Annotated in this window: 15 protein-coding genes and 1 pseudogene; 5 read left to right on the top strand and 11 right to left on the bottom strand. The window is 64.1% G+C overall.

Annotated features, from left to right (window positions below; genetic code table 11):
* A pseudogene (locus tag ACQKPE_RS14370) lies at positions 1–433 on the top strand (AMP nucleosidase); the annotation flags it as partial.
* A 6-nt stretch (positions 434–439) separates the two neighbouring features.
* Positions 440–1,069 carry a pseudouridine synthase gene (locus ACQKPE_RS14365; RefSeq protein WP_427666816.1) on the top strand — a complete coding sequence of 210 codons (630 nt, stop codon included), beginning with the start codon at positions 440–442 and terminating at the stop codon, positions 1,067–1,069.
* Positions 1,070–1,079: 10 nt separating this feature from the next.
* Here the strand turns inward: ACQKPE_RS14365 and ACQKPE_RS14360 are convergent, their stop codons facing one another.
* Both ACQKPE_RS14360 and ACQKPE_RS14355 read right to left on the bottom strand, forming a co-directional pair.
* Positions 1,080–1,283: a DUF2788 domain-containing protein gene (locus ACQKPE_RS14360; RefSeq protein WP_427666814.1), complete on the bottom strand. Its 204-nt coding sequence runs from the start codon at positions 1,281–1,283 to the stop codon at positions 1,080–1,082.
* An 18-nt stretch (positions 1,284–1,301) separates the two neighbouring features.
* Positions 1,302–1,778, bottom strand: coding sequence for an Lrp/AsnC family transcriptional regulator (locus ACQKPE_RS14355; protein ID WP_016712159.1), 477 nt, complete (start codon positions 1,776–1,778; stop codon positions 1,302–1,304).
* A 398-nt stretch (positions 1,779–2,176) separates the two neighbouring features.
* Between ACQKPE_RS14355 and ACQKPE_RS14350 the strand changes: the two genes are divergently transcribed.
* The gene (locus tag ACQKPE_RS14350; protein ID WP_427666812.1) at positions 2,177–3,016 is read left to right on the top strand and encodes a DUF6515 family protein; all 840 of its coding nucleotides are present in this window, start codon (positions 2,177–2,179) and stop codon (positions 3,014–3,016) included.
* Here the strand turns inward: ACQKPE_RS14350 and ACQKPE_RS14345 are convergent, their stop codons facing one another.
* Complete coding sequence (locus ACQKPE_RS14345; RefSeq protein WP_427666810.1) at positions 3,017–3,886, bottom strand: cation diffusion facilitator family transporter; 870 nt, start codon at positions 3,884–3,886, stop codon at positions 3,017–3,019.
* Between the two features lie 25 nt (positions 3,887–3,911).
* Positions 3,912–4,331: a polyribonucleotide nucleotidyltransferase gene (locus ACQKPE_RS14340; protein WP_375099249.1), complete on the bottom strand. Its 420-nt coding sequence runs from the start codon at positions 4,329–4,331 to the stop codon at positions 3,912–3,914.
* A gap of 116 nt (positions 4,332–4,447) precedes the next feature.
* On the opposite strand from ACQKPE_RS14340, the gene hrpB reads away from it, so the two are divergent.
* Positions 4,448–6,982, top strand: coding sequence for an ATP-dependent helicase HrpB (gene hrpB, locus ACQKPE_RS14335; protein WP_427666808.1), 2,535 nt, complete (start codon positions 4,448–4,450; stop codon positions 6,980–6,982).
* A gap of 78 nt (positions 6,983–7,060) precedes the next feature.
* Here the strand turns inward: hrpB and ACQKPE_RS14330 are convergent, their stop codons facing one another.
* From ACQKPE_RS14330 to ACQKPE_RS14320, 3 genes are read right to left on the bottom strand one after another with little or no spacing between them, the layout of a single operon-like run.
* Positions 7,061–10,129, bottom strand: a complete 3,069-nt coding sequence (locus ACQKPE_RS14330; RefSeq protein WP_427666806.1) for a MexW/MexI family multidrug efflux RND transporter permease subunit — start codon at positions 10,127–10,129, stop codon at positions 7,061–7,063.
* Positions 10,126–11,277 (bottom strand): efflux RND transporter periplasmic adaptor subunit, encoded by a 1,152-nt coding sequence (locus ACQKPE_RS14325; RefSeq protein WP_427666804.1) that lies wholly within the window; start codon positions 11,275–11,277, stop codon positions 10,126–10,128. The genes ACQKPE_RS14330 and ACQKPE_RS14325 overlap by 4 nt, the downstream gene beginning before the upstream one ends.
* Before the next feature lie 22 nt (positions 11,278–11,299).
* Positions 11,300–11,713 (bottom strand): VOC family protein, encoded by a 414-nt coding sequence (locus tag ACQKPE_RS14320; RefSeq protein WP_427666802.1) that lies wholly within the window; start codon positions 11,711–11,713, stop codon positions 11,300–11,302.
* 48 nt (positions 11,714–11,761) lie between these two features.
* Between ACQKPE_RS14320 and ACQKPE_RS14315 the strand changes: the two genes are divergently transcribed.
* On the top strand, positions 11,762–12,688 hold the full coding sequence (locus tag ACQKPE_RS14315) for a LysR family transcriptional regulator (RefSeq protein ID WP_427666800.1): 927 nt from the start codon (positions 11,762–11,764) through the stop codon (positions 12,686–12,688).
* Here ACQKPE_RS14315 and ribD read toward each other — a convergent pair.
* The 4 genes from ribD to ACQKPE_RS14295 all read right to left on the bottom strand — a co-directional run bounded on the left by ribD (position 12,667) and on the right by ACQKPE_RS14295 (position 17,219).
* Positions 12,667–13,773 (bottom strand): bifunctional diaminohydroxyphosphoribosylaminopyrimidine deaminase/5-amino-6-(5-phosphoribosylamino)uracil reductase RibD, encoded by a 1,107-nt coding sequence (gene ribD / locus ACQKPE_RS14310; RefSeq protein ID WP_427666798.1) that lies wholly within the window; start codon positions 13,771–13,773, stop codon positions 12,667–12,669. The genes ACQKPE_RS14315 and ribD overlap by 22 nt on opposite strands.
* Positions 13,770–15,473 (bottom strand): WD40 repeat domain-containing protein, encoded by a 1,704-nt coding sequence (locus ACQKPE_RS14305; protein WP_427666797.1) that lies wholly within the window; start codon positions 15,471–15,473, stop codon positions 13,770–13,772. Before ACQKPE_RS14305 ends, ribD begins: the two co-directional genes overlap by 4 nt.
* A 69-nt stretch (positions 15,474–15,542) precedes the next feature.
* On the bottom strand, positions 15,543–16,142 hold the full coding sequence (locus ACQKPE_RS14300; RefSeq protein ID WP_427666795.1) for a GTP cyclohydrolase II: 600 nt from the start codon (positions 16,140–16,142) through the stop codon (positions 15,543–15,545).
* 69 nt (positions 16,143–16,211) lie between these two features.
* Positions 16,212–17,219, bottom strand: a complete 1,008-nt coding sequence (locus ACQKPE_RS14295) for a formylglycine-generating enzyme family protein (protein ID WP_427666794.1) — start codon at positions 17,217–17,219, stop codon at positions 16,212–16,214.
* Positions 17,220–17,276 lie beyond the last annotated feature (57 nt).

The raw sequence follows: 17,276 nt of genomic DNA, 5'->3' as shown, positions 1-17,276 counted from the left end.
AGTACCAGGTGCGCTTGCAGGTAGAACCCAAGATCGTCGCGGTAGCGCGCGATCGTGTCGAGGCCGATCCAGTGGATCAAGGCTCACTCGCACCGGCACCGTGCTCACCTACGACGACCGCAACTGGGAGCTGCGCTGGGCCCAGGAGCGCCCGCTGATCAACCTGTCGCGCGCGGTTGCGGTCGACATGGAAAGCGGCACCATCGCCGCGCAGGGTTATCGGCTGCGGGTGCCGTACGGCACCTTGCTGTGTGTTTCGGACAAGCCGCTGCACAGCGAGATCAAGCTGCCGGGTTCGGCCAACGCCTTCTACAACCGCGCCGTCAGCCAGCACCTGAAGATCGGCATCGCCGCCCTCGACCTGTTGCGCACCGAGCTCAACTCGTTGCACTCGCGTAAACTGCGCAGCTTCGATGAGCCGCCGTTCCGCTGAGGATCCATGCCCCTGCCACCCCGCTCCAAGCCGCGCCGCCCCTCGGCGCGGCCCACCGGCCCGCGTCGCCCGCCCAAGGCGCCGCCGGCCGAGCCGCGCCTGATCCTGTTCAACAAGCCTTTCGACGTACTGACCCAGTTCAGCGATGGCGAAGGCCGCGCGACCCTCAAGGACTTCATCGACATCCCGGGCATCTACCCGGCCGGGCGCCTGGACCGTGACAGCGAGGGCCTGCTGTTGCTGACCAACGATGGCCGCCTGCAAGCGCGCATCGCCGACCCCAAGCACAAGTTGCCCAAGACCTATTGGGTGCAGGTGGAAGGTGAGCCGAGCGAGGAGCAGTTGCGGCGTCTGCGTGAAGGGGTCGAGCTCAACGACGGGCCGACCTTGCCTGGCGAAGCGCGTTTGCTGGACGAACCCCAGCTATGGCCACGCAACCCGCCGGTGCGTTTTCGCAAGAGCGTGCCCACGGCCTGGCTGGAGCTGGTGATTCGCGAAGGGCGCAACCGCCAGGTGCGGCGCATGACGGCGGCGGTGGGGTTGCCGACCTTGCGCCTGGTGCGGGTGAGGATTGGCGACTGGGCGCTGGACGGGCTGGAGCAGGGGCGTTGGCGCGAGGTGCCGGCAAGGCTCTAGGTTTTTGGCCTCAGACCCCTTCCAGCATGCCCACCACGATGGTCTTGATGATGAAGGCCAGCACCCCGAGCCCCAGCACGAAGAACAGGATCAGCGTGCCGAACCGCCCGGCCTTGGATTTCTTCGCCAGGTCCCAGACGATGAAGCCCATGAAGCCGATCAGCACCGTGACCAGGATGATCATCATCCATTCTTCGAACTTTGCAGGATCCATCGGTGTGCTCCAGGCGGGTCAGCGCAGGTGGGTCAGGGGCATTTCGGTGCTGGCCAGCACCTGGTTGAGCACGAAGCTCGAGCGCACGCTGGTGACGCCTTCGATGCGGGTCAGGCTGCCCAGCAGCAGTTTCTGGTAGTGGTCCATGTCGGGTACCACCACTTTCAACTGGTAGTCCGCATCCATGCCGGTGACCAGGCTGCATTCCAGCACTTGTGGCAGGTTGCGAATGGCGGCCTCGAAGGTTTCGAAGCGCTCCGGGGTGTGGCGGTCCATGCCGATCAGCACGTAGGCGGTCAGGCTCAGGCCCAGCTTCTTGCGGTCGAGCAGCGCCACCTGGCGTGAAATGTAGCCGTCGTCTTCCAGCTGCTTGACCCGCCGCGAGCACGGGGAGGGCGAGAGGCCGATACGCTCGGCGAGCTCCTGGTTGGAAATGCGTGCATCGCGCTGCAATTCGGCGAGGATGCTCAGGTCGTAGCGGTCGAGCTTGCTCATCGGTAAAGCCTGTTCTGTTCTGATTGCGGCGAATTATCGATCCTGGGTGAAAAATTGCGCAAGTGCTATTTATCAGAGCAATCTTCGCAATCGCCTGCCGCGACCTGTGCGGTATCGTTATCACCAGAATTACTGCCCGGACATCAGTCCACCTTGAGGCGCCCCAGACGGGCACTCACGGCCAGCCATCCTACCGGATCCGCCTGGCCCCCGGGCGACACAGCGACCAGAAGACGCTGTGAGGTGAGCCGATGCCACAAGCGTCGAGCACGGACGACAATTCCCAAAGGGAGGCCAGAGGCCTCCCTTTTTTATGTCCGCTTTTTCATACGGATGCCTGTCGGCCACGTTAGACTGCGCAGTATTCCTACGCTGTTTTCTTCATCGAGAGGGTCACCATGAGGGCGCGCATCTGGCAGTTGGCAGGTGTTGGGTTGTTTGGGCTGGGCGCAAGCCTTGGCGCGTTGGCCCAAGGGCCTGGCGATGGGCACGGTGGTCATGGCGACCCGCAAGACCCCAATGCCAATGCAGCGGGCAACTCGCCCCTGAACAGCCGCCCCGAGGTATACCAGACCGAGCCGCCGCGCCAGGGCTACTACCAGGACATTCCCCGGCGCAACGGCGACAACCGCCACTGGCAGGCGGGTGGCCCCGGCCAGCGGCCCGGCGGTGACTGGCAAGGCCGTCCCGATGGGCATGGCAATGGTTGGGGGCCGGGCCCGCAATACCGCCCAGGGCATGCCATCGATCGCTTCCCCGACCGCTACTGGAAGGTGCCTTACCGTGGGCGCGACTACTTCTTCTCCAATGGCTACTGGTACCGCCCGCAAGGCCCAGGCTACGTGGTGGTGCGCCCACCCTACGGCGTGCGCGTGACCTACCTGCCGCCGTATGCGCGGGAAATCTGGATAAACAACGCCATGTACTTCCAGGTGACGGATACCTACTACCAGTACCAGGCCGGCAGCGGCGACTACGTGGTGGTCAACCCGCCCACTGCCGCCCCCGAGCCGATCGCCCAGCCACCCGGCAACGGCTATGACGTCATCGCCTACCCGGTAAGCGGGCAAGGCCCGGACCAGCAGGACGAGGACCGCTACCAGTGCCACCGCTGGGCGGTGAGCGAGTCGGGCTTCGACCCGGCCACGGCGACCTATGCGCCGCCGGCCAATGTGGCCAGCAATTACCGCAGGGCGCTGGGGGCTTGCCTGACGGGGCGGGGCTACAGCGTCAACTGACTACACCGGGTCGGCATGCACCAGCACATCCGCCCGCGGATACCGCGCGCGGATCGCCTCCGACGCCGCCACGCACAGCCCATGGGCCTTGTGCAGCGGCAACTCCCCCGGCAGCTCCAGGTGCACCTGGACGAACCACTGGCCGCCCGACACCCGCGTGCGCAAGTCATGGGCGCCCTGCACCCCAGGAATCGCCAACACCAGTTCGAGCATGCGCTCGCCGATGTCGGCAGGCAGCTCCTGGTCCATCAGGATGGCTGTACTCTCCCGGGCGATCTGCAACGCGCTCCAGAGGATGTACAGGGCAATTCCCAGGCCGAACAGCGCATCGAGTTGCGGCCAGCCGAAGCGCGCCAGCACCAGGGCCAGCAGGATGCTGCCATTGAGCAGCAGGTCGGAGCGGTAGTGCAGCGAGTCGGCGCGTACCGCCGTGGAGCCGGTGATGCGGATCACCTTGCGCTGGAACGCCAGCAAGGCCAGGGTCAGCGCCAGTGACAGCAGCATCACGACGATACCGATGGCGGTGTCGCCCAAGGGTTGCGGGTTTTGCAGGCGCTCGAAAGCCTGCACGCCGATCAGCACCGCGCTCACCCCGATGAACAGCGCCTGGGCCATGCCGGCCAGGGCTTCGGCCTTGCCGTGGCCGAAACGGTGGTCGTCATCGGCCGGGCGCAAGGCATAGTGCACGGCGAGCAGGTTGAGCAGCGAGGCCACGGCATCCAGTGCCGAGTCGGTGAGCCCGGCCAGCAGGCTGACCGAGCCGCTCAGCCACCAGGCCAGTGCCTTGCTCAGCACCAGCAGGCTGGCGACCGCCAGCGAGGCGCGGGTGGCCAGGCGCAGCAGGCGTTGATGTTCGGCCGGGGGCGTCATGCGCGGGGCAGTGTCCTTGTGGCGATCAGGCAGCCGGTACCAGGCCGTAGGCGGCCAGTTGCTCGACGCTGCCGCGGTGCTGGATGAGTCGAGGGTCGTTCAGCGGCAGGCGCTGGCCCAGTTCGCTTTCGAGAATAGCCTGCAAGCGCAGGTTGTCGACCGTGCCGTCGGCCTTGATGGCGGGCTTGAGCAGCGCCGGGTCGACGTGCGAGGTGAGGCCGCCAGGGTAGTAGATGGCGCCCGTGGCGAAGTCGACGCCGAAGGCGATCAGGCCGGGGATGACATAGAACAGCAGGCCGACGGCGTCGAGTGCGACGATCACTGGGTCCAGCTTGCCTTCGATCTGGCCGCGCCGGTCGGGGTAGAAGATAGAGCCGCAGGCCGTCAGTTGGGTCAGCAGGGTGGCAACGAGGGCGCCACCGATGACGCGGGAAGGGATGCGCATGTGAATCTCCGGAAGGTTGCGACAGAGGGAAGGCAAAACGCCTGCACCTGAATTTCAGACCATGATAAGGCAGGCTCGGTTCGCCGTTATACTCGGTCGATTGTTCGAGGACCACCATGATTCAATTACCAATCGATGCCGTGTTGCCAGCGCTGCGCCAAGCCCTGGGCGAGCGCCACGAAACTGTGCTCGAGGCGCCACCGGGCGCCGGCAAGACCACCCGGGTACCCCTCGCGTTGCTCGATGAGCCCTGGCTCCAGGGCCAGACCATCCTCATGCTCGAGCCTCGTCGCCTGGCTGCCCGGGCTGCCGCGCAGCGCATGGCGAGCGAGCTGGGCGAAAAGCTCGGCGAGACCGTTGGCTACCGTATTCGCCTGGACAGCAAGGTCGGCCCGAAGACGCGAATCGAGGTGGTGACCGAAGGGATCCTCACGCGCCGCCTGCAGAGCGACCCCGCGCTCGAAGGGGTGGGGCTGGTGATCTTCGACGAGTTCCACTTGCGCAACCTCGACGCCGACCTTGCGTTGGCACTCACGCTCAATGGCCGGGCGCTGTTTCGAGACGACGCGCCGTTGAAGGTGTTGCTGATGTCCGCGACGCTGGAAGGCGAAAGGCTATCGCGTCTGTTGGACGATGCCCCGATCGTCACCAGCGAAGGGCGGATGTTTCCTGTCACGACCGTGTGGGGCAAGCCACATCAGCCAGGTGACTACATCGAGCCGCGTGTCATCGGCGCGTGCCTCGAGGCACTTGCCGAGCAGACCGGCAGCCTGCTGGTTTTCCTGCCAGGCCAGGCAGAAATCCGCCGCGTCCTGGCAGGGCTTGAAGAGGGCCTCGCTGCCTCCCCATCGTTGCAGCGCGACACGCTGCTCTGCCCGCTGCACGGTGAGCTGGACCTGAACCAGCAGCGGGCAGCGATCGACCCCGCACCGCCAGGAAAGCGCAAAGTGGTGCTGGCCACCAACATCGCCGAGACCAGTGTCACCATCGACGGGGTGCGAGTCGTGATCGACGCGGGCCTTGAGCGTGTTCCGCGCTTCGACCCCCGCAGCGGGATGACCCGGCTGGATACCCAGCGCATATCCAAGGCCAGCGCAACCCAGCGGGCCGGCCGGGCGGGGCGACTCGAGCCGGGTGTGTGCTATCGCTTGTGGTCTGAAACCCAGCATGAGCAGATGGCGGGCTTCAGCGCGCCTGAAATCCAACAGGCCGACCTGACCGGCCTGGCGCTGCAACTGGCCAGGTGGGGCGTTCGGCCGAATGAGCTGACATGGCTGGATGCACCGCCTCCCGCCGCGTACTCCCAGGCATGCGATCTGCTGCGGCGCCTGGGTGCGCTCCGGCAGGATGGGCAACTGACCCCGCATGGGCAGGCGATGGCGGAGCTGCCCAGCCACCCTCGAATCGCCCACCTGCTGTTGCGAGGCCATGAGCTTGGGTTGACCGAGACCTCCTGCAATATCGCGGCATTGCTGGGCGAGCGGGATATTCAACGGGGCGGCGGGGCCGACTTGCACAGCCGCTTGGCCATCCTGTCCGCAGAGCAGCGTGCCCAGCGCGGCGAGCAGGGGGGCGTGCAGCGTGCGAAGCAACTGGCCAGGCAGTACCGCTCGTTCTTGCGCGGTCCGGTGTCCAGTGCTGTCGCCGACCCTGAGCATCCAAGGTGGGTCGGGTGCCTGCTGGCATTGGCTTACCCCGACCGCGTCGCGCAACAGCGCCGTGCGGGCGGTGCCGAGTATCGCCTGGCCAATGGCCGGGCGGCACTGTTCAGCGAACCCGACGCGCTCATGAAGCACGCCTGGTTGGTCATCGCGGACCTTGGCGGCCGGCAGGAACAGCGAAGTGAGCGTATCTACCTGGCTGCCGACCTCGACGAGACCTTGTTCGACACGGTGCTCAAAGAGCAGGTCAACTCGGTCGATGAACTCGACTGGGACGAGCGAGAAGGCGTGCTGCGCGCAGAACGGCAGATGAAGCTCGGGGAGCTGGTGCTCTCGAGTGCGCCGTTGGCGAGCCTGGACGAGCAAGCGCGGGTACAGGCCTTGATCAACTACGTTCGGCGCAAAGGCCTGGAGCTGCTGCCCTGGACCCCTGAGCTTCGCCAATGGCAGGCGCGCGTGGCGTTGATGCGCGTGCTTGATGAAGAGGCGGGTGTCCAGAGCGAGTGGCCTGACCTGCGTGATGAGATGTTATTGAGCACCCTCGGTCACTGGTTGGCCCCGTACGTGGGGCGTGTGACGCGGCTCAGCCACTTCGGACAGCTCGACCTTGGCGCCATCCTGCGTAACCTGTTGCCTTGGCCATTGCCCCAGCAACTCGATGCCCAGGCGCCGCAAACGGTGCCGGTACCCTCGGGGTCCCATATTCGGGTCGACTACAGCGAGCGGCCACCGGTACTGGCCGTGAGGCTGCAGGAGCTATTCGGGCAGGCCGATACACCACGCATTGCCAAGGGCCGCCAGGTGCTCAAGTTGCACCTTCTGTCGCCGGCACGACGGCCAGTTCAGGTGACACAGGACTTGGCGAACTTCTGGCGGTCGACCTACAGCGAGGTCAAGAAGGATTTGAAGTGGCGCTACCCCAAGCACTTCTGGCCGGACGACCCGCTGACCGCGCAGGCCACCGCTCGCGCCAAGCCGCGTGGCGAATGAGCGCCAAGCAACGGCCCTGACGCCGAGCCCCGTTGGTCCCGCCCACCTTGGCCAGGGCGAGGCGGGGCGCGCCGTGGTTTACGTCGTACTAGGCGACGGCGTGTAGTCAGCGCTCTGCACGGGCGTGTGCGCGCGCGACAGCAGGGTGTAGACCGAGGGCAGCACGAACAGCGTAAACAACGTGCCCACCAGCATCCCGATCACGATGACCAGCCCCAGGCCAAAGCGGCTGTTCGCCCCCGCGCCAGACGAGAACAGCATCGGCACCAGGCCAACGACCATCGCCGCCGTGGTCATCAGGATCGGCCGCAGACGAATGCGCGCCGCGCGAACGATCGCCTGGGCCGGTGTGCACCGATGCAGCCCCTGCAGCTCGTTGGCGAACTCGACCATCAGGATCCCGTGCTTGCTGATCAAGCCGATCAGCGTCACCAGGCCGATCTGCGTGTAGATATTGACGGTCGCCAGGCCCAGGGCCAGCGGAATCAACGCGCCGCAGATCGACAACGGTACGGTGACAAGAATGATCAGCGGGTCGGTCAGGCTTTCGTACTGCGCAGCCAGCACCATGTAGATCACGATCAGGGCAAATAAAAACGTCAGCATCAACGCATTGCCCTCGTGGATGAACTGCCGCGAGTCGGCCTCCCAGTCATGGCTGAAGCTGGCCGGCAATTGGCGGCTGTGCGCCTGCAAGAATCCCACCGCCTCACCCAGGCTGACCCCCGGGGCGGGGATGGCTTGGAAGGTCGCGCTGTTTTGCTGGTTGAACTGTTTGAGCTTGTTCGGTTCGATCACGCTGTGCAGGCTGACCACCGTCGACAGCGGCACCTGCTGGCCGGCGTCGGTGTCGATGTAGAAGGTATTCAGGGCTTGGGACGTGAGGCGATGCGACGCCAGGCTCTGGGGAATCACGTCGTAGGAGCGGCCTTGCAGGGCGAAGCGGTTGGTGTAGTTCTCGCCGATCAACACTGCCAGGGTGCTGCCGATGTCCTGCATGCGGATACCCAGGCTGTTGGCCTTGTTGCGGTCGATGTGCGCTTGGGTCACCGGGTTGTTGAACGCCAGGTCGCTGTCGACCACCGCGAACAGGCCGCTGGCCCGCGCCTGGGTTTTCAGCGTTTCCATGGTTTCGTACAGCGAGCGATAGCCTTCGGTGCTGCGCAACACCCATTGCACCGGCAAGCCGCCGGTCGAGGCGGGCAGCGGTGGCAACTGGAACACGAAGATCGAGTTGCCTTCCACCGCATCCACGCGCTGCTGCAGTTCGCCCTGGATGCTCGCGGCGCTGCGTTGGCGCTGCGACCATTCGCTGAAGTTGACCCCGGCAAAGCTGGCGGCCACCCCGTCATTGCCATTGATGATCCAGGTACTCACGGTCTCTGGCAGTTGTGCGAGGATTTCGCTCAACTGGTAGGCGTAGCGTTCCACGTAGTCCAGGTTGGCGTGCTGCGGCGACTTGATCGCCAGGAGCAGGTTGCCCTGGTCTTCGTTCGGTGCCAGCTCCTTGCTGGCGTGCTCATACAGCCAGGGCAGGCTGAGCAGCGCCAGCGCGCCCAGTAGCAACACCCACCCGCGTCTGCGCAGCGAACCGAGCAACGCACGTTGGTACAGGTGTGCCAGGCGCCGGAAGAAACCCTCGGCCAGTCGGCTCATGCGGCCTTCGTGCTCTTGGCTGGGCAGCAGCTTGCTGCACATCACCGGGGTCAGGGTCAGGGCGATGACCCCGGAGACCAGCACCGCGCCGGCCAGGGTCAGGGCGAATTCCTTGAACAGTGCACCGGTCAGGCCGGTCATCAGCCCGATCGGCATGTATACCGCCGCCAGGGTGATGGTCATGGCGATGACTGGCGAAGCAATTTCCCGGGCGCCAAGCAGCGTGGCTTGCAGGGGGGTACGGCCCTCCTTGAGGTGGCGGTGGATATTCTCCATGACCACGATGGCATCATCGACCACCAGGCCGATGGCCAGCACCATGGCCAGTAGCGTCAGCAGGTTGATGCTGAAGCCAAACAGTGTCATCAGCCCCAAGGCGCCGAGCATCGACAACGGGATGCTGACGATGGGGATGATCACGCTGCGCACCGAGCCCAGGCACAGGTAGATGATCGCGACCACGATCAGGATGGCTTCGATCAAGGTCTGGATCACTTCGATGATCGACGCCTCGATAAAGTGTGCGGTCTCGAACGCCAGCGCCACCTTGACCCCCGGTGGCAGGGTCTTCTCGATGGTCGGCAGCAGGCGCTTGATCGCGGCGACGATCAGTAGCGGGTTGCCTTTGGGCGTGGCATACAGGCCCAGGTGTACCGCCGGTTTGGCGTCCATCAGGGCACTGGTTTCATAGGCGGCCGAACCGAGCTCTACTGTCGCGATGTCGCGCAGGCGCAGCAGGTGGTCACCGTCGTTGCTGACAACCATGTTGCGAAACTCATCCAGGCTGACCAGGTCGGTGTTGACCTGGATCGACGAGATCACGTACTGGCCCTTGATCTGTCCGGGGGCGGCCTGGAAGTTGTTGGCCAGGATCGCCCGTTCGACCTCGGCCGCGCTGATACCGTGGCCAGCCATGCGCTGTGGGTCGAGCCACAGGCGCATGGCCAGGCGCTGGCCGCCGAAGGTCTCGACCTTGGCCACGCCCTCGATGCTGGAAAACAGCGGTTGCACCACGCGGCTCAGGTAGTCGCTCAACGCCGAGGCAGACATCGCGTCACTGGAAAACCCCACATAGGCCACCGCCGTGGCATCGCCGGCAGAGCGCTCGATCACCGGGTCGTAGGCCTGCTCGGGCAGACGGTACTTGACCTGGTTGACCTTGGCGATGACATCGCCCAGGGCCTTGGCCGAGTCCTGGTTGAGCGCCATGCGCAGGTTGATCTGGCTGCGGCCCTGCACGGAGGACGAGCTGACATAGTCCACGCCTTCCACCGATGCCAGGGACTGGCTGATTGGCTGGGTCACGAAGCCTTGCATCAGCTCGGCTGGTGCGCCTGGGTAGTCGGTGGTCACGCTGATCAGCGGGCTTTCCAGCAGTGGGTACTGGCGCACGGGCAGGTCAAGGTAGGCCTTGAGGCCGGCCAGGACGATCATCAGGCTGACCATCAGCGCCAGCACCGGGCGGCGCACGAAGGTATCGGTGAATTTCACGGCTGTTCTCCCGCCATGCTCAGCCGCGAGCCGGGGTTGGCTTCGTTCAGCACCGTGCGTTCGAGGGGCTCGATGGCAGCGCCATCGGTGAGTTTGATCTGCCCGGAGATCACCACGTGCTCACCCGGGTTCAAACCGGAGTCGATCACTACCCGGCCATCGCGGCGCTCGCCGGTCTTGACCAGCACCCGGCGGACGATCGGCGGGCTATTGGCGTCCTGGGAAGGCTGCACCACGAACACATCTTCGCCATAAGCGTTATAGGTGATGGCGGTTTCCGGCACGCTGAGCGTCGCGTCAGGCAGCGGCTGCGGCAGGCTGACCTTGGCGAACATGCGCGGCAAGGCGCCGGGCGTTGGCGCTTGCAGCAGGGCCTGCACATTGAGGGTACGCGAGCGGTCCAGAATCGGATCGATGCTGCTGACCCGCGCCGTGTAGCGTTGCTCCGGCAAGGCGTCTAGCTGCACATTCAACGAGCCGCCGACTTCGAGTTGCGCCAAGGCTTGCTCCGGCACGCTGAAGTTGACGTACAGCCCCTGGTCGCCGACCAGGTTGATCAAACTGTCGCCAGGGTTGACGTACTGCCCGAGGTGCACCTTGCGTATGCCCAGGGTGCCGGCGAAGGGCGCACGGATGGTCATTTGGTCGATCTGCGCCTTGAGCTCCTGCAGCGCCCCCTGCGCGGTGGTGTACTCGGTCTGGGCATTGTCGAACGCTTCGCGGGAGATGGCGTTGAACTTGACCAGGCTGCGCGAGCGCTCCAGCTTGACCTTGGCGTTTTCCAGCGTGCCTTGCAGGCGCATCAAGCTGCCGCGTTGCGGCGCGTCGTTGAGCTTGACCAGCACCTGGCCACGCTCGACGCGTTGCCCGGACTCTACCGGCAACTGCACCACGCGCCCGCCGACTTCGGCCGGTACGCTCACCTGTTGCACCGCCTCCAGCTCGCCAATCGCCTCCAGGAAATGGGTGAAGGGCGCACTGCTGACCGGCGCGATCGCGACTTTTATCGGCGCCGGGCTGTAGGCCGCAGCGGCTGGCTGGCTCCAGCGCCACAGGCCCCAGGCCAGGGCCAGTAGCAGGAGCACGATGATCGGCAGCTTCATGGGGGTTCGGGAAACGGCGCGTCCCGCCTGGTTGACGTGAGGCATGACTTCATTCCTTGAAGATCGATCAGTAGATGGCCCAGCAGCCCGGGGTGAGCAGTTCGACAAGGTTGGCGTCCGGGTCGCGGAAGTACAGGCTCGACCCTCCCTTGGGCCATTGTGTACGTCCCTCGATGGGGATATCGGCCGAGTCGAGACGTTGCTCCCAGCTCGGCAACTCGTCGGCGTCGATGGCAAAGCAGATATGAATACGCCCGCTGGCGTCATGTGGCGGGATCTCGCCACCGCTCAAGTACTTGGTATGTACCGAAGCCCCTCGTTTGAATAGCAAGAGAACACTTTGCTGGCCAACGTTCAATGCGACCAGCACGCTGTTCTCGACCAGCACATCGAGCTGCAAGTGCTGCCTGTAAAAGGTTTTGGCGCGTTCGAGGTCATCCACATACAGTGCGGTTTCAACAATCCGTTTAATATGAGGCATGTTTTTTGCTCCCTGTTGAAAGTTGCTCCTTGAAATGGAATTCACTGCATGGTCACGGTATTACTGCGCAACATCGATTTGAACTTGCTCGTGGTGCTCGATGCACTGCTCACTGAAAAACACGTCACGCGCACTGGCGCGCGTTTGCATTTGAGCCAGCCGGCCATCAGCCACTCCTTGAGCAAGTTGCGGGTATTGCTCGACGATCCAATCCTGATCCGCGAGGGCAATGAAGTGACGCTCAGCGCACTGGCGCAGAGTATCCAAGGGCCGCTACGGGAAATTCTCAGCCAGGTCGAAACCCTCTTTGGCAAGTCCATCGACTTCGATCCAGCCAGTTCACAACGCTCCTTCCAATTGGCGATGTCCGATTACGGCGCGGCGATCATCTTGCCCAGGCTGTTGATGCGGCTGCGTCGCGAAGCACCGAACACCACGGTGGTGGTGACCCAAGGCAGCCGCCACGGCATGCTCGAGCAGGTGGCGCAGGGCAAGATCGACCTGGCCTTGGGGGTGTTTCCCAGCCTGACGCCCGATGTCTCGATGGAAGTCTTGTTCGAGGAAAGTTTTTCCTGCCTGCTCGACCGGCGGACGTTGCCCAGGGAAGGCGTGCTGGACCTTGCCGACTACCTGGAGCGCCCGCATATCCAAGTGTCCATGGACGCAGGCGCCAACGGCGAGGTCGACAGCCTGTTGCGTGCCGAAGGCCTGCGCCGCCGCATCGCCGTGAGCGTGCCGCACTGGCGCACTGCGCCGAGCCTGGTGCACAACACCGACCTGATCCTCACGGTGGCGACCCGCACCCTGGAAGACACCTTGCTCAACCCGGACCTGGTGCAGCTGCCACCGCCGCTGCGTATTCCACACTTTCCTTTCGTGCAGATCTGGCACCAGCGCTTCTGTGACGATCCGGCACATGCGTGGCTGCGTGACCAGGTCAGGCAGGTGATGACTCATACCGCACAGGTCGACTGATCGGGACGCAGGCGCAAGCGCAGGTCCTGCCCCAGCCGGGCAACGTCATAGAGGGTGAAGTCCAGGGCGTGCGTGAGGTTTTCCAGCTCCGGCAGATTGACCAGCGGGCGGGCCAGGTCACCGAGCAGACGGGGGGCCACGTACAACAGCAACTCGTCGACCAGGCCTGCACGCAACAGGCTGCCGGCCAGCGTTGGGCCGGCTTCGACCATCACCTCGTGCAAGCCGCGTTCGCTCAGGTGGGTCATCAGGGCGTGCAGATCCAGGCCCTGCTGATTGCCCGGCAGCCCCAGCAGTCGCTCGCCCGGGGCACCAGGCGGCAGGTGCCGTTCGTGGACCACCTGCAGACTGGGGGCCAACTCGTCGAACACCTGTGCGCTCTGCGGCACCCGCGCCTGGCTGTCGAGGACAACCCGCAAGGGTGCGATGGCCTCGGCAGAGGCCAACTCACGCACGGTCAGCGACGGGTTGTCCGCCAGCACGGTACCGCTGCCGGTCAGGATCGCAGCGCTGCGCGCGCGCCAGTACTGCACGTCGGCACGGGCCTGGGCGCCGGTGATCCACTTGGAGCTACCGTTGTTCAACGCGGTGCGACCATCGAGGCTCATGCCCATTTTCAATTGCACCCAGGGCCGCTGGCGCTTGACCGTGGAAAGAAACCCTCGGTTCAGCTCCCTGGCCGCAACGTTGAGCAAACCCACTTTGACGTCGACCCCGGCCTTGCGCAATTCGGCAATGCCGCGGCCGTTGACCTGCGCGAACGGGTCTTCATGGGCAACGATCACGTGTGTCACGCCGGCTTCGATCAGCGCCTGGTGGCAGGCCCCCGTGCGGCCCACATGGCTACACGGCTCCAGTGTCACGTAGGCGGTAGCCCCCTTGGCCAGGGCGCCGGCCTGGCGCAACGCGAACACCTCGGCATGCGGGCCCCCCGCGCGACGATGCCAGCCTTCACCCACGATATGCCGACCGTGGGCGATGACACACCCGACCCGAGGGTTGGGCCAGGTGGAATGGCTGCCGCGCTCGGCCAACGACAATGCATGCTGCATATGTTGAAAGTCGATTTCGCTGAAGTGGGTCATGGGCGCGAATGCCCTGCCGAGGCCTGGGTGGATATCGAATAGATGCGGCCATCGTAGGCGCTGGCCAGGAAGCCGCTGCCTTCGGCATCGTGGGTCAGGCAGGAGATGCCGCTGGCGGTGACCTTCTCCACCTTGGTCCAACTGCGCTTGGCCAGGTCGAACACGGCTACCGTGCCGCCGTAGGAGCCGGTGGCAATCGTGTTGCGGTCCTTGGAGATGGCGATGCACTTGATCGAGTGGCTATGGGGGCTGTCGAACACTTCGCTATTGTCGGCCCGCCACAGGCGCAGCTTGAGGTCGCGCCCGACGCTGGCAAAGCCACCTTGGATCTGCGTGCAACCGTTGGAAATACGGTCGTGGGCTTTGTCCAGGTAGGTTTGCAGCTCGAAGTCGGCGATGCGGAAAAATGCCGCAGCCGCAGTGGCACAGACACTGAACAAGTACTGCTCGTCCGCCGCGATGCCTTTGATTGCGTTTTCGTGCATGCGCACGTCGCAGAGAAACTCCGGCTGCTGGCCCACCAGCTTGAAGATCAAGGCTTCGCCGGTATAGGTACCAATCGCGGCATGCAGCTCGCCGTCCTTTTCGAACGTCGTGCCACAGTTGAGCGGTGAGCGGTGCTGATAGATCACCTCGCCGGTGCGCGCATTGAACACCGTCCCCATTTGCCCGCCGGTCAACACGCTGGCGCCGAACGGCAGCAGGAAGTTGCACAGGCTGCCGGCTTTGGTGCTGGGCTGGCCATTGATCTGCAAAATGCCCGCGTCGCCAATGCTGTAGATGTCGTCGCCGACAACCGTCACGGCGTTCAGGCTGATGGCAGGCTCGATGCCGCTGGTATCCCACTGTTGGGTGGTGAAGTCCCAGGTGGCGTAGGTGGAGCCGAAGGTCACGAAGGCGATACGCTGTTCACCGAGCAGCGCGCAACTGCGCGGCCAGATGATGCTCGGCAACGAGGTTTGGGCGGCTTTTTCAAGCTGGTTGTCGGCGGTCAGTTTCCACAGCATCACACAACGGTCGTAGCTCAGGCTGACCAGCAGGCGCTGTGCGTCGTTCCATACGATGCGCTTGATCCCGGCGGCGTGGGCCGGTTGCACGTAGGTGCCCACGCTGCTGATCACCGAGATCTTGCCGGCGTCGTCACCGGCAAAAATGATGCCCTCGCGGGACAGCGCCACGGTATCGGTCTCGATTCCGCCGAGGTCGATCAGGTCCAGCTGTTCGCCGGTGGCGGCGTCCCAGCGACGGATCGAGCCGTCGTCGCTGCTCGACACCAGGCTTTGGCCGTCGGCTGACCAGCACACTGAAATCACGTCTGCTTCATGCCCGGTCAGAACCCTCCGGGTTTGGCCGCTGAGGTCGAACAGGCGGATGGTGTGATCGCGCGAGCAGGTGGCGATGGTCTGCCCGTCGGGCGAGAAAGTCGCCATCTCGATGTCGTCATCGTGTCCGACCAGCACACTCCTGAGACGCAGCGAAGGGACTTCCCAGACGCGCGCGGAGTAGTCGCTACTGGCACTGACCAGCAGGGTGCCGGTGGCGTTGAACGCGCACTGGTTAGCCAGGTGATCGTGAAGTACGCGCTGGATCGGGGTCTTGGTGCTGGCATCCCAGAGAATGACCTGGTTGTCATAACCGGCGGTGGCGACATAAGTATCGTTGAACGTTGCAATACCGCTGATAGGGCCAAAGTGTCTCATGCGTCATTATCCTTAATGTCGAAGTTGGCGTAGGGCGGCGACGGCGCAAGGCCAAGCCTGCAAGCGGCGTTATTTCACCAGCTTGATCACGTGGTTCTTCTTGTCGATTTTGGCTTGGAGGTAATGGGTGTTGTGCCGCGTGACGAACACGCCGGTGGGGATGATCTTGTCGACGACAATGCCGTTATCGACCAAGGCCTGGACTTTTTCCGGGTTGTTGGTGATCAGCTGGCAATGGTTGACATTCAGCGCCTTCAACATCTCGGCGGCCATGGAGAAGTCGCGGCCGTCCTCGGGGAAGTTCAGGTGGGTATTGGCCTCGAATGTATCCATGCCGGCGTCTTGCAGGCGGTAGGCATCGAGCTTCGCGTACAAACCGATCCCCCGGCCCTCTTGGCGCAGGTAAATCAAGTAACCGCCGACTTCCTGCATGCGCAGGATCGACTCGTTCAATTGCGGGCCGCAATCGCAGCGTTGTGAACTGAACACGTCACCGGTCAGGCACTCGGAGTGAATGCGCACCAATGGGCTGCTCGGGTTGACCGGCCCGAGCCTGATGACGATATGTTCGTGCTCGGTGTCCAACCCACTGAAGGTATAGAACGTCCCGGGGTGAGTCGTGTCATCCAGCGGGATATCAACATGGCTACGTATGCTTAGGCGGTTCATGACGGTTCCTTCCAGGCTCGAGATCTACGCGTTTGTCTGCTTGATGTCTTGCTGCCAGGCCGCAGCGGGCTACAGGGTCTTGGCGAGCCGAAAACCCATTACATAAATCTTTCGCGGGTATTTTCCGTGGCGCCGGCAATTGCGAGTCAGGTCGCGAAAGCGTGAGAAACTGCCGCCGCGAGCGACACGATGGGCCCCGACCACGCTCACCAGGTCGTCGACGATGGCGGTACCGCCGGGATAGGGGGCATAGTCGTCAGCGACGTATTCTTCGACGTTGCCAGCCATATCCAGGCAGCCAAAGGGAGAGGCGCCCTGGGGCAACAGGCCCACGGGAGAGGTATCGAACAGCCCCATTTCAGCCGTGTTGGCGTGCAGTGGCAGAAACGTCGAGCCCCAGGGGTATTCGAGGTTTTCCGGGCCGGCTGCCGCGTATTCCCACTCCGCTTCGCTGGGCAGGCGGTAGGCCTGGCCACTGGCTGCACTGAGCCACGCGGCGTAGGCATCGGCGTCCTCGGCGGTGACGCCGTACACCGGGTGGTTGGCGCGTTCGTTGGGGAACTGTCCGAATGCCCAGCCCTGCGGAATTCGCGCCTGCTCCGTCGCCTCGAGGAAAGCCCGGTACTCGAGGTTGGTGACCGGGTACTTGCCTATTGCGTAGGGTTGCAGGTACACCGAATGGCGCGGTACCTCCTTGGTGATCCAGGCACGCTCCACACCCAAGCCCTTGAGTTCGCCCATGACGTGCTCCACCGCCGACTCCGCCAGGCCGATTTCCACCTGGCCGCCGCCGATCTCGATCATGGTGGGGTTGAGCACGTCGAGCCTCGGGTCCACCGTCAATGCCAGGAGTTGGGCGGCGGCGTAGCGCCATGGCAGGGGCGAGGTCGGGTTTTCCACGCGCTCAGCCAACTGCTCGCTGGACTCCTCCAGGAGTTGGCGCCAAGCGGCCAAGGGCAGCTTTAAATTGAGCGTGTTCTGAAAGTGCTCGGGCAGGCCCATCAAGAATCGGTCGGTCATTTCGGCGGTCAGAGGGCCGTCGAATACCGGCCAATGGTTGAAACCCTTGGGAGTCATAACGCTTGGTTTCCTGTTGCGCAAAAGAGAAGGGGAGCGCACTCGGGTGAGCGCTGC

Source organism: Pseudomonas sp. NPDC089554 (genome assembly GCF_050280645.1).
Classification (GTDB): Bacteria; Pseudomonadota; Gammaproteobacteria; order Pseudomonadales; family Pseudomonadaceae; genus Aquipseudomonas.
The sequence above is the reverse complement of the archived record's forward strand: the minus strand, read 5'-3'. Positions and strand labels throughout refer to the sequence as shown.

Excerpts from the sequence above, each read along its gene's own strand:
- ACQKPE_RS14350 (WP_427666812.1), top strand. The coding sequence starts at position 2,177 with ATGAGGGCGCGCATCTGGCAGTTGGCAGGTGTTGGGTTGTTTGGGCTG.
- ACQKPE_RS14355 (WP_016712159.1), bottom strand. The coding sequence starts at position 1,778 with ATGAGCAAGCTCGACCGCTACGACCTGAGCATCCTCGCCGAATTGCAG.
- ACQKPE_RS14295 (WP_427666794.1), bottom strand. The coding sequence starts at position 17,219 with ATGACTCCCAAGGGTTTCAACCATTGGCCGGTATTCGACGGCCCTCTG.
- ACQKPE_RS14340 (WP_375099249.1), bottom strand. The coding sequence starts at position 4,331 with ATGCGCATCCCTTCCCGCGTCATCGGTGGCGCCCTCGTTGCCACCCTG.
- ACQKPE_RS14365 (WP_427666816.1), top strand. The coding sequence starts at position 440 with ATGCCCCTGCCACCCCGCTCCAAGCCGCGCCGCCCCTCGGCGCGGCCC.
- ACQKPE_RS14320 (WP_427666802.1), bottom strand. The coding sequence starts at position 11,713 with ATGCCTCATATTAAACGGATTGTTGAAACCGCACTGTATGTGGATGAC.
- ACQKPE_RS14345 (WP_427666810.1), bottom strand. The coding sequence starts at position 3,886 with ATGACGCCCCCGGCCGAACATCAACGCCTGCTGCGCCTGGCCACCCGC.
- ACQKPE_RS14325 (WP_427666804.1), bottom strand. The coding sequence starts at position 11,277 with ATGCCTCACGTCAACCAGGCGGGACGCGCCGTTTCCCGAACCCCCATG.
- hrpB (WP_427666808.1), top strand. The coding sequence starts at position 4,448 with ATGATTCAATTACCAATCGATGCCGTGTTGCCAGCGCTGCGCCAAGCC.
- ACQKPE_RS14360 (WP_427666814.1), bottom strand. The coding sequence starts at position 1,283 with ATGGATCCTGCAAAGTTCGAAGAATGGATGATGATCATCCTGGTCACG.
- ACQKPE_RS14315 (WP_427666800.1), top strand. The coding sequence starts at position 11,762 with ATGGTCACGGTATTACTGCGCAACATCGATTTGAACTTGCTCGTGGTG.
- ACQKPE_RS14300 (WP_427666795.1), bottom strand. The coding sequence starts at position 16,142 with ATGAACCGCCTAAGCATACGTAGCCATGTTGATATCCCGCTGGATGAC.
- ribD (WP_427666798.1), bottom strand. The coding sequence starts at position 13,773 with ATGACCCACTTCAGCGAAATCGACTTTCAACATATGCAGCATGCATTG.
- ACQKPE_RS14305 (WP_427666797.1), bottom strand. The coding sequence starts at position 15,473 with ATGAGACACTTTGGCCCTATCAGCGGTATTGCAACGTTCAACGATACT.